Source organism: Brachybacterium phenoliresistens (genome assembly GCF_000576425.1).
Taxonomy (GTDB): Bacteria; Actinomycetota; Actinomycetes; order Actinomycetales; family Dermabacteraceae; genus Brachybacterium; species Brachybacterium phenoliresistens.
Map to the genome: position 1 here is coordinate 322532 of NZ_KK069988.1, position 10723 is coordinate 333254.

The 10723-nt window shown below is 73.6% G+C and carries 9 protein-coding genes; 6 read left to right on the forward strand and 3 right to left on the reverse strand.

What is annotated here, in order from left to right; all coding sequences use genetic code 11:
• Positions 1-16: 16 nt before the first annotated feature.
• Positions 17-1480, forward strand: a complete 1464-nt coding sequence (locus tag BF93_RS01500; RefSeq protein ID WP_156954006.1) for a hypothetical protein — start codon at positions 17-19, stop codon at positions 1478-1480.
• A 93-nt stretch (positions 1481-1573) separates the two neighbouring features.
• On the opposite strand, the gene sucB is transcribed toward BF93_RS01500, so the two are convergent.
• The 3 genes from sucB to BF93_RS01515 form a co-directional block, all read right to left on the reverse strand.
• Positions 1574-3373 carry a 2-oxoglutarate dehydrogenase, E2 component, dihydrolipoamide succinyltransferase gene (gene sucB, locus BF93_RS01505; protein ID WP_038370152.1) on the reverse strand — a complete coding sequence of 600 codons (1800 nt, stop codon included), beginning with the start codon at positions 3371-3373 and terminating at the stop codon, positions 1574-1576.
• 24 nt (positions 3374-3397) lie between these two features.
• Entirely contained in the window at positions 3398-4804 is a 1407-nt protein-coding gene (gene lpdA / locus BF93_RS01510) for a dihydrolipoyl dehydrogenase (RefSeq protein ID WP_038370153.1), read from the reverse strand.
• A gap of 208 nt (positions 4805-5012) precedes the next feature.
• Positions 5013-6476 carry a leucyl aminopeptidase gene (locus BF93_RS01515; protein ID WP_038370154.1) on the reverse strand — a complete coding sequence of 488 codons (1464 nt, stop codon included), beginning with the start codon at positions 6474-6476 and terminating at the stop codon, positions 5013-5015.
• Positions 6477-6582: 106 nt separating this feature from the next.
• Here BF93_RS01515 and BF93_RS01520 point away from each other — a divergent pair, with 106 nt between their 5' ends.
• The 5 genes from BF93_RS01520 to rpsD all read left to right on the forward strand — a co-directional run bounded on the left by BF93_RS01520 (position 6583) and on the right by rpsD (position 10687).
• Positions 6583-6945 carry a hypothetical protein gene (locus BF93_RS01520; protein ID WP_038370155.1) on the forward strand — a complete coding sequence of 121 codons (363 nt, stop codon included), beginning with the start codon at positions 6583-6585 and terminating at the stop codon, positions 6943-6945.
• Positions 6942-7439: a hypothetical protein gene (locus tag BF93_RS01525; protein WP_232226145.1), complete on the forward strand. Its 498-nt coding sequence runs from the start codon at positions 6942-6944 to the stop codon at positions 7437-7439. Before BF93_RS01520 ends, BF93_RS01525 begins: the two co-directional genes overlap by 4 nt.
• 2 nt (positions 7440-7441) lie before the next feature.
• Positions 7442-8518: a quinone-dependent dihydroorotate dehydrogenase gene (locus BF93_RS01530; protein WP_232226146.1), complete on the forward strand. Its 1077-nt coding sequence runs from the start codon at positions 7442-7444 to the stop codon at positions 8516-8518.
• A 29-nt stretch (positions 8519-8547) separates the two neighbouring features.
• A complete protein-coding gene (locus BF93_RS01535; RefSeq protein ID WP_038370156.1) occupies positions 8548-9915 on the forward strand; it encodes a replication-associated recombination protein A in 1368 nt (455 codons plus the stop codon).
• A gap of 145 nt (positions 9916-10060) precedes the next feature.
• Positions 10061-10687 carry a 30S ribosomal protein S4 gene (gene rpsD / locus BF93_RS01540; protein WP_038370157.1) on the forward strand — a complete coding sequence of 209 codons (627 nt, stop codon included), beginning with the start codon at positions 10061-10063 and terminating at the stop codon, positions 10685-10687.
• Positions 10688-10723: the final 36 nt, after the last annotated feature.

Below are 10723 nucleotides of genomic sequence, written 5' to 3' on the forward strand. Positions count from 1 at the left end.
CACGCCGGAGCCTGTGATGTTCACTGGCCCCATGGACGAGGGCATGGGCGAGGCCAGGGACCGAGACGCGGGTGAGGACGCGGCGGAGGGCGCGCGCCTGCGGGTGGTGGATCCGCTCGCGGCGGCGATGGCCCGCGGCCGTCGCATCCGGTACGAGGACGGGGACCGGTGCGAGTCCCTGCTGCGGGCGGGCGGCGGGGCAGGGATCTGCCTCGAGGTCAGCGCCCGCAGCGCGGCCGGTCGCGAGACCCTGCGGCAGGAGGCGGAGGTGCTCGCCCTGCTGGCGGAGCGGCGGGTGCGGGCCGCGCCGCGGCTGATCGACGTGCAGGCCGACGGGTACCTGCGCGAGACCGGTCGGCCGCTGTGCGGCGGCTCGGGCCGCAGGATCGACCGTGACGGCGCCCCGGCGCCGGAGGAGCGCGCCGCCCGGGCACGGGCGCGGGAGGACATGGACGCGCTGCTCGAGGCGCTCCACGAGGTCGGTCACGTGCTGGGCCTGGAGGGAGCCGCCGGGCTCGCGGCCCGCGGCGACGGGAGCGTGCTCGTGGACGATCTCCGCGGGCTGCGCCGGAGCGCGGCGATCGCGGATCGGCTGGCCGACCAGCGCTGGCTGGATTCCGTGCTCGATGACCAGGGACGCACGCTGCGACGGCGCATCGACGAGGCGGCCCCTGCCGTCGCCCCCGAGTCGCCGGGCGGTCCCGCCGCGGACAGCTCGCCCTGGCTGCAGGAGGCCCGATCCGCAGCGCGGCCGCGGGCTGCGGAGGCGCCGGCGTCGGCTGCGGTCCCCGGCGGGCGAGCGGACGGGCGGAGCGCGCTGCCCGACGGGCGGCGCCGGGGCGCTCGTAACGGCGTGCGCCGCCGCGGCGGGCGGGGTCGCGGCGGGCGGCGTCGTGTCGCGGCGATCCTCGCCGGGGCGGGCGCGCTCGTCGCCTTCCTCGTGCCGGCGCTGGTCCTGCTCGGCGCTCCGCCGGGAGGCACGGACCCGGGGACGCAGGGGCAGCCGCCGGCCGCCTCGGTCGACGTGCCGGCACCGGACGCGGCACCGTCCGAGGCCGACGGGCCCTCGGCCGCCGCAGCGCCGTCCGAGGCCGCCGTCCCCGTCCCCTCCCTCGAGGACCCGCGCAGCGTGCTGACCGGGCTGGCGCAGCAGCGGCACGACTATGTGCTGGGCGTCGAGGACGACTCCGCGGCGGCCCCCGGGAGCCCGGCGGAAGCGGAGGACGAGGAGGTCCGCGAGGGCTATCGCGGCTCCAGCGTCCAGGGCTGGAGGACGGTGATCCACGGGGCGAGCGTCCGGAGCGAGGACCCGGACACCGGGACCGTCGTGCTGGAGGCCACGATCGAGGAGAGCGCCCACACCGTGCTCGGCGCGGACGGCGCCCGGCGGGACGTCCCCGGCAGCGGGATCGTGCCCGTGCGGGTCGAGCTCCAGCCCGTGCACGGCGCGTGGCGCATCCGTGAGGTCACCCCGCTCTGACGCGCCGGGCAGGACGCAGGGCCCGCACCCCGGACGGGGGTGCGGGCCCTGCGATGCTCCCGGCTCAGGGACGCCGAGCCGCGGCGGAGCAGATCACAGACCGAGGTCGGCTTGGAAGCTGCCCTCCTCCAGACGCTTCTTCATGAAGGTGAGGAAGCGGGCGGCGTCGCCGCCGTCGACCAGGCGGTGGTCGTAGGAGAGGAACAGGTACATCATCGACCGGATCGCGATGACCTCGTCCCCGTCCGGGGTCGTGATGACCGCCGGGCGCTTGACGATGGTGCCGCAGCCGAGGATGCCCACCTGGGGGTTGGGCACGATCGGCGTGTCGAACAGGGCCCCGCCCGAGCCGGTGTTCGTGATGGTGAACGTCGCGCCCTGCAGATCGTCCGGGCCCAGCTTGTTGCCCTTGGCCTTGGCGCCCAGCTCGCCGATCTGACGGGCCAGTCCCGCGAGGTTCAGGTCGCCGGCGTTCTTGATCACCGGCACGACCAGGCCGCGCTCGGTGTCCGCCGCCATGCCGATGTTCTCGGAGCCGTGGTACTTGACCACGTCGCCGGCGATCTCGGCGTTGAGCTTCGGGAAGGTCTTCAGCGCCTCGACGGCCGCCTGCATGATGAACGGCAGGAACGTCAGCTTGGCACCCTCGCGCTGGGCGAAGGAGTCCTTGGCCTTGCTGCGCAGCTTGGCGATCGCGGTCATGTCGACCTCGACGGCCGTGGTGAGCTGCGCCTGCGTGTGCAGCGACTCGATCATGCGGCTGGCGACGATCTTGCGCAGGCGGGACATCTTCTCCTCGGTGCCCCGCAGCGGGGAGACCTCGACCTTCGTCGGGGCGGCGGAGGCCGCCGCAGGGGCCGCGGCAGGAGCCGGAGCCGCCTCGGCGGCCTTCTTGGCGTCGATCGCGGCCTGCACGTCCTGCTTGCGGATCCGGTTGCCCAGTCCGGTCCCCTTCACGGAGGACAGGTCGATGCCGTTGTCCGCGGCGAGCTTGCGCACCAGCGGCGTCACGTAGCCCGACCCGGAATCGGATCCCGAGACCGCCTCGGAGGCCTGCGCGGCAGGAGCAGGGGCCGGTGCGGCCTTCTCCTCGGCCGGGGCCTTCTCCGGGGCCGGAGCCTTCTCCTCGGCGGGGGCCTCGGCGGCGGGGGCCTTCTCCTCCGCGGCGGGGGCCTTCTCCTCGGCCGGAGCCTCCTTCTCGGGGGCGGGGGCATCGGCCGGGGCCTCAGCGGCCGCGCCCGAGGAGTCGCCGATCACGGCCACGACGGCGCCGACCTCGGCGTCCTCGTCCTCCTGGACCTTGATCTCCAGCAGGGTGCCGGCGACCGGGGAGGGGATCTCGGTGTCGACCTTGTCGGTGGAGACCTCGAGCAGGGGCTCGTCGACCTCGACGCTCTCGCCGACGGCCTTGAGCCAGCGGGTGACGGTGCCCTCGGTGACGGACTCGCCGAGAGCCGGCATGGTCACATCGGTGCCCGAACCGCCGGAGGCGGGAGCGGACTCCGGGGCGGGAGCGGGAGCCTCGTCGGAGGCGGCGGAGGGAGCGACCTCCTCGGTCTCCTCCGAGCCGGTCTCCTCGGCGGCCTGCGCCGGGGTGGGCTCCTCGGCCTCGGCCTCGGCGGCAGGGGCCGCGGAGCCCTCGGAGTCGGAGCCCGAGCCGTCGCCGATGACGACGAGGTCGGCGCCGACCTCGGCGTCCTCGTCCTCCTCGACCAGGATCTTCTCGATGACGCCCGCCACCGGGGAGGGGATCTCGGTGTCGACCTTGTCGGTGGAGACCTCGAGCAGGGGCTCGTCGACCTCGATGGTGTCGCCCACGGACTTCAGCCAGCGCGTGACGGTGCCCTCGGTGACGGACTCGCCGAGAGCCGGCATCTTCACGGTTTCGGACATGGTGTTCTCCTTTGTGGGGGCGTCTCAGGCGTGGGCGTGCAGCGGCTTGCCGGCGAGGGCGAGGGCGGCCTCGCCGATGGCCTCGTTCTGCGTCGGGTGGGCGTGGACGAGGGAGGCGACGTCCTCGGGGTAGGCCTCCCAGTTCACGATGAGCTGCGCCTCGCCGATCTGCTCGGCGAGGTTGCGGCCGATCATGTGCACGCCGACGATCGGGCCGTTCTTCTCGCGGACCAGCTTGATGAAGCCGGTGGTGCCGAGGATCTGGGACTTGCCGTTGCCGCCGAGGTTGTACTCGTAGGTCTCGACGCCGTCCTCCCCGAACTGCTCCTTGGCCTGCTTCTCGGTGATGCCGACGGAGCCGAGCTGCGGGTCGCAGTAGGTCACGCGCGGGATGCCGGACTCGACGATCGGGGCGGGGTCCTGCCCGGCGATCCGCTCGGCGACGAGGATGCCCTGCTGGAAGCCGCGGTGGGCGAGCTGCAGGCCCGGGACGATGTCGCCGACGGCGTAGATGCCGGGGACGTTCGTCTCGAGGGTGTTCTTGTCCGCGAGCACGAAGCCGCGGTCCATCGTGATGCCCTGCTCCTCGTAGCCCAGGCCCGCCGTCGCCGGGCCGCGGCCCACGGCCACCAGCAGGTAGTCGCCCTCGAAGGTGGTGCCGTCCACCAGGGTCACGGTGACGCCGGTGTCGGTCTGCACGGCCTTCTCGAAGAAGGTGCCCAGGGAGAACTTGATGCCGCGCTTCTTGAAGGAGCGCTCGAGGGCCTTGGAGAGGGACTCGTCCTCGTTGGCGGCCAGGTGGGGCAGGCCCTCGACGATGGTCACGGACTCCGCGCCGAAGGACTTCCACACCGAGGCGAACTCGACGCCGATCACGCCGCCGCCCAGGATGATCGGGTTCTTGGGGACCTCGGGCAGCTGCAGCGCGGCCTCGGAGTCGAGGATGCGCCCGCCCAGCTCGAGGCCGGGGAGCGTCTTGGAGTAGGAGCCGGAGGCGAGCACGACGTTCTTGCCGGTCAGCTCGCGCACGCCCTCGGAGGTCTCGACGCTGACCGTGTTCTTGCCGGTCAGGCGGCCGAAGCCCTCGACGTACTCGACCTTGCGGGACTTCACCAGGCCCTGGAGGCCCTTGTAGAGCCGCCCGATGATCTTGTCCTTGAACTCGAGCGTGGTGGCGATGTCGATGCCCTCGAGGGACATCTTCACGCCCATCTCCGCGCCCTCGGCGGCGGAGTCGGCGACCTCGCCGACGTGCAGCAGGGCCTTGGTGGGCACGCAGCCGCGGTGCAGGCAGGTGCCGCCGAGCTTGTCCTTCTCCACGAGGGCGATCTTCAGGCCGAGCTGGGCGCCGCGCAGCGCTGCGGCGTAGCCACCGCTGCCACCTCCCAGGATCACGACGTCGTACGACTGGTCAGTGGATGTATCCGCCACCTTGTGAGCTCCCTCGGAATATCGGTGAAGGCGCGGGACGCTCTGTGGAGCCGTCTTCGCGCACGCTACGCGCTCCATGCTAGGCCACCGCGAGCCCCGGCGAGGGCAGGTCCGCGGGGCCGACGCCGGGAATGTGAGAGCCCCGACCCCGCGCGGCGGCGGGGTCGGGGCTCAGGGGACCTGTGCAGGTCGCAGCCGGGAGCGCGGCTCAGGCGGCGCGGTCCTCGATCACCTGCAGGACGGTGCGCACGCTCATCCCCGTGGCGCCCTTGCCGGTGTACCCGGCGGGCGAGGAGGAGAAGGCGGGCCCGGCGATGTCCAGATGGGCCCACTCGGCCTCGCCCACGAACTCCTGCAGGAAGATCCCGGCGGTGAGGGCGCCGCCCCACCGCTCGCCGATGTTGCGCAGATCCGCGACCCGGCCGGTGAGGTCCGCCCGCAGCTCCTCGGGGAAGGGCAGCGGCCAGAACGGCTCGCCCGTGCGCCGGGCGGCCTCGACGACCGCCGCGCGGGCGCCCTCGGTGCCGAGGACCCCGGCGGTGCGCTTGCCGAGGGCGACCATGGCCGCTCCGGTGAGGGTGGCGACGTCCATCACGAGGTCGGGCTGCTCGGCCACGGCGTCCACGAGCGCGTCGGCCATGACCATCCGGCCCTCGGCGTCGGTGTTGAGCACCTCCACGGTCATGCCGTTGCGCATGGTCACCACGTCGCCGGGGCGCTGGGCGCCGCCGCCGGGCATGTTCTCCGCGATCGCGAGGAAGGTGGTGACGCGCACCGGCAGCTCCAGGCGCGCGGCGGCGACCGTCGCCGAGAGCACGGTGGCGGCGCCGGTCATGTCCGAGGTCATCTCGTCCATCCCGGCGGCGGGCTTGATGGAGATGCCGCCGGTGTCGAAGGTGATGCCCTTGCCCACGAGCGCCACGTGCTGGGCGGCGCCGGCGGGGGCGTAGTCCAGCCGCACCAGGCGCGGCGGGCGGGCGGAGCCCTGGCCGACGCCCACGATGCCGCCGTAGCCGCCCTCGGCCAGCTGGGTCTCGTCCAGCACCGTGATCTCGATGGGCAGATCGGCCACGAGCTCGGCGGTCCGGGCGGCGAAGCTCTCCGGGTAGAGCAGGTTCGGGGGCGTGTTCACCAGGTCGCGGGTGATCTCCACGGCATGGGCGAGGACATCGGCCCGGGAGATCGCCGCCTCGACGTCCTCGGGCGCGGCATCGCCGGCGACGACCTCGATCGCCGACAGGGCGGGCTTGGGGGAGGAGGACTCGGACTTGTGGGCGACGAAGGCGTAGGCGCCCAGCGCCGCGCCCTCGATCGCCGCGGCCAGAGCGGCCGCATCGGCGCCCGGGGCGGCGATCGCCGCGGTGGCGACCCCGGCGAGGCTGCGGGTGGCGGCGCCGTATGCGCGGCGCAGCTCCTCCGCGGAGGCATCGTCGAAGGAGCCGGCACCGATGCCCACCAGCAGGATGCTGCCGGCGGCGAAGCCGCTGAGGGCCGGCAGGCGGTGCAGCTGCTCGCGGGCTCCGGTGGCCCCCACGCTGACGGCGGCGGCGCTCAGCTCGGCGGAGCCGGGGACGGAGGCGTCGGCGCCCTCGGCGCCGGTGAGGACGGGGAGGACGAGCACATCGGCAGTGACGTCCCCCACGGGCTGGGAGGTGACGGAGATTGTCGGCATTCCTCTATCGTAGGGGAGTCGCCCGGCGCTCCTGCCGGGCCCGCCCGGAGACCGGCATCCCAGGTCCGGGACCTGCGCGCAGCTCGGAGAGCTCGGAGAGAAGGACATGGCGATCGTGGTCATCGCGCTGCACGTGATCAGCGCCGTCGCCGCCCTCCTCGCGCTGTACTACGTGGTCAAGGATCTCGCCGCGGATCTCGTGCTGCTGGGGGCCTGCGCCCTGCTGCTGCTCGTGTGGCTGGGCGAATCCGTCGCCCTGGGGGCCCGCGATCTCGCCGGCGGCGAGGTGGGGGACCCGGTGCTGCTGTACGGATACCTGCTGACCGCCGTGCTGCTGCCGCTGGGCGGCCTGTGGCTCGGCGTGTGGGAGCGCAGCCGGTACGGCAGCGCGGCGATCCTCGTGGTGGCGCTGACCTCGATCGTGCTGCAGGTCCGGGTGGAGCAGCTGTGGCCAGGAGGATTCGCATGAGCAGGACCGCCCGCCCGGTCGAGGGGAGCTCCGCCGATGCCGGCGCGGCCGCCGGAGAGCCCCGCCCCGCGGCCGTCCCCGCCTCGCGGCGACGCGGCTTCGCGACCCTGCTCGTGATCGTCTACGCCGTCTTCGCGCTCTCGGCCTCGGCCCGCGCCGGCTACCAGGTGCTCACCGGCTTCGAGAGGGCCCCGGTCGCGTACGCGTTCTCGCTGCTGTCCGCGCTCACCTACATCGTCGCGACCGTGCTGCTGGCGCGGCGCGGCGGGGACTCCCGCGCCGCCCTGGTCGTCGTGGTCGCCGAGCTGGTCGGGGTGCTCTGCGTCGGCACCCTGACCGTGCTGGACCCGCAGCTGTTCCCCGAGGCGAGCGTGTGGTCCTACTACGGGATCGGCTACGCCTTCATCCCGCTGCTGCTGCCGGTGGTGGCGATCGCCTACCTCGCCCGGCGCCGGACGGCCGCTCGCCGCCGCGCCGGGGACGGTACGGTCTGAGCGTGTCCTCCTCGATCTATCCCCTGGTCTTCCGCCACCTCCTGCGCCGCCTGGATGCCGAGCAGGCGCATCGGCTGACCATGACCGCCCTGCACCGCGCGCACAGCCTCCCCGGCGGACCCGCCGTGCTGCGCGCCCTCTTCCGCACCCCGGCCCCGGGGCGCGACCGGCGCCCGGCGCGCACCGTCCTCGGAGCCCCGCACCGCAGCCCCTTCGGCCTGGCCGCGGGCTTCGACAAGCAGGGCGAGGCGCCGCTCGCGCTGCTGGACCTCGGGTTCGGGCACGTGGAGATCGGCACCGTCACCGCGAAGCCGCAGCCGGGCAACCCGCGCCCGCGCTCCTTCCGGCTGATCGAGGACCGCGCGCTGATCAACCGGATGGGCTTCAACAACCCCGGGGCCGCCGCGGTGGCGCGGAACCTCGCCCGGGCCCGCGCGAGCGAGCGCGGCCAGCGCGCCGTGATCGGCGTGAACATCGGCAAGTCCAAGGTCACCGCCCTCGAGGACGCCGCCGAGGACTACCGCTTCTCCGCCCAGCTGCTCGCCCCCTACGCGAGCTACCTCGCGATCAACGTCTCCAGCCCCAACACGCCCGGTCTGCGGGACCTGCAGTCCGCCGACTCCCTGCGCCCGATCCTCGAGGCCGTGCTCGAGGAGGCCGGGAAGGCCGGCCGGGACCTGGGCCGCGAGATCCCGGTGCTCGTGAAGATCGCCCCCGACCTGCACGATGCGGACATCCTCGACGTGGCCCGGCTGAGCCAGGAGGTCGGCATCGCCGGGGTGATCGCGACGAACACCACCATCACCCGGCCCGAGTCCCTGCGCGAGGACCGCGCGCGCATCGAGGAGATCGGGGCCGGCGGCCTGTCCGGCCCCGTCCTGGCCGAGCGCTCCCTCGCCGTGCTGCGCCTGCTGCGCGGGGCGCTGCCGGCCGAGGCGGTCGTCATCAGCTGCGGAGGCGTGGTTACCGCGGCCGATGTCCGCGAGCGCCTCGATGCCGGCGCCGATCTCGTCCAGGGGTACACCGCGCTCATCTACGAGGGGCCCGGCTGGCCGGGGCGGATCGCGCGAGGTCTCTGAGGGTCCCCGCGGGCGCCTAGGCTGGAGGGATGGAGGAGGACCTGTTCTCGCTGTCCGGCGACGCCCCGGCGCCCCGCACGCTCTCGGACCGCAACCGCGACCACCGCGCGCCGCTCGCGGTGCGGATGCGCCCGCGCAGCCTCGAGGAGATCGTCGGCCAGCGCGCCGCGCTCGAGCCCGGCAGCCCACTGCGACGCCTGGTCGCGGCCGACGACTCCCGCACCGCGCCCAGCTCCGTGATCCTCTGGGGCCCGCCCGGCACCGGCAAGACCACCCTCGCCTACGTCGTCGCACAGTCCGGCGACCGAGAGTTCGTCGAGGTCAGCGCGGTTCTCGCAGGGGTCAAGGACATCCGTGACGTGGTGGACCAGGCCCGCTCCCGGCTGCGCACCGTGGGCCGCGAGACGGTCCTGTTCGTCGACGAGGTGCACCGCTTCTCCAAGTCCCAGCAGGACGCCCTGCTGCCCAGCGTCGAGAACCGGTGGGTGACCCTCATCGCCGCCACCACCGAGAACCCGTACTTCTCGGTGATCTCCCCGCTGCTGTCCCGGTCGATCGTGCTCACCCTCGAATCCCTCGAGCGCAGCGACCTGGACACCCTGGTGGACCGGGCCCTGGCCGACGAGCGCGGTCTGGGCGGCGCGGTCACCCTCACCGAGGAGGCGCGCGAGGCGCTGCTGCGCCTGGGCGGCGGGGACGCCCGCAAGATCCTCACGTCCCTCGAGGCCGCCGCCGCGGCGGCGCTCCAGACGGAGGCCCGGGAGATCGATGCGGCGACGCTCTCGCAGGCCGTCAACCGCGCCGCCCTGCGCTACGACCGCGCCGGCGACCAGCACTACGACGTCACCAGCGCGTTCATCAAGTCCATGCGCGGCTCGGACGTGGACGCCGCGCTGCACTACCTCGCCCGGATGATCGAGGCGGGGGAGGACCCCCGGTTCATCGCCCGGCGCGTGGTGATCGCCGCCAGCGAGGAGGTCGGCATGGCGGATCCGACGGCGCTGCAGGTCGCCGTGGCCGCCATGCAGGCCGTGCAGATGCTCGGCATGCCCGAGGGGCGCATCCCGCTGGCGCAGGCGGTCGTCCACATCGCCACCGCTCCCAAGTCCAACGCCGCCTACACGGCGCTGGATGCCGCGATCGCCGATGTCCGGGCCGGGCGCGGGACGACCGTGCCCGCGGGGCTGCGCGACGCGCACTACGCGGGGGCGAAGAAGCTCGGCCACGGCGAGGGATACCAGTACGCCCACGACGCCCCGCACGGCGTGGCGACCCAGCAGTACCCGCCGGACGACCTGGTCGGCACGGACTACTACGAGCCGACCTCCCACGGCGCGGAGGCCGACCTCGCCCGCCGGGTGCCGGCGCTGCGGCGGATCATCCGCGGCCAGGGATGAGGGCGCGGGTGATGGACGGCACAGGGGGACACGACGCGGATCACGCCGTGCCCGGTTGAGCAGGGCGACCGCCTCGATTAGAGTCGTAGCCTGAATCCGCGGCTGCCTTTCTGGATTCACACCACGCGAACAAGAGGTATACCTCGTGACCAACGTCACCCGTGCGCGCCGCCAGGCGCGCCTCTCTCGAGCCCTCGGGCTCCCGCTGACCCCGAAGTCCGTGAAGTACTTCGAGAAGCGCCCCTACCCCCCGGGCGAGCACGGCCGCGCCCGTCGTCGCACCGAGTCGGACTACGCGGTCCGTCTCCGCGAGAAGCAGCGTCTGCGCGCGCAGTACGCCCTGCGCGAGAAGCAGATGCACCGCGCCTACCTCGATGCCAAGAAGCAGCCGGGCCTGACCGGTGAGTCGATGGTGGAGCTGCTGGAGAGCCGCCTGGACGCGCTGGTGCTGCGCGCCGGCTTCGCCCGCACCACCCTGCAGGCCCGCCAGGCCGTCGTGCACCGTCACGTGCTGGTCGACGGCAAGCTGGTGGACCGTCCCTCCTTCCGCGTGAAGCCGGGCCAGACCATCCAGATCAAGCCGAAGTCCCAGGCCATGGAGCCCTTCCAGATCGCTGCCGAGGGCGGCAACGCCGACGTGCTGGCGTCCACGCCGGCCTACCTGTCGGTGGAGCTTCCCGAGCTCAAGGCCAAGCTGGTCTCCCGCCCCAAGCGCGCCGAGGTCCCCGTGACCGTCGACGTCGCCCTGGTCGTGGAGTACTACGCCCGCTGACCGCACCCGCTCAGCCGAACAGCCCCGGCAGCCGTA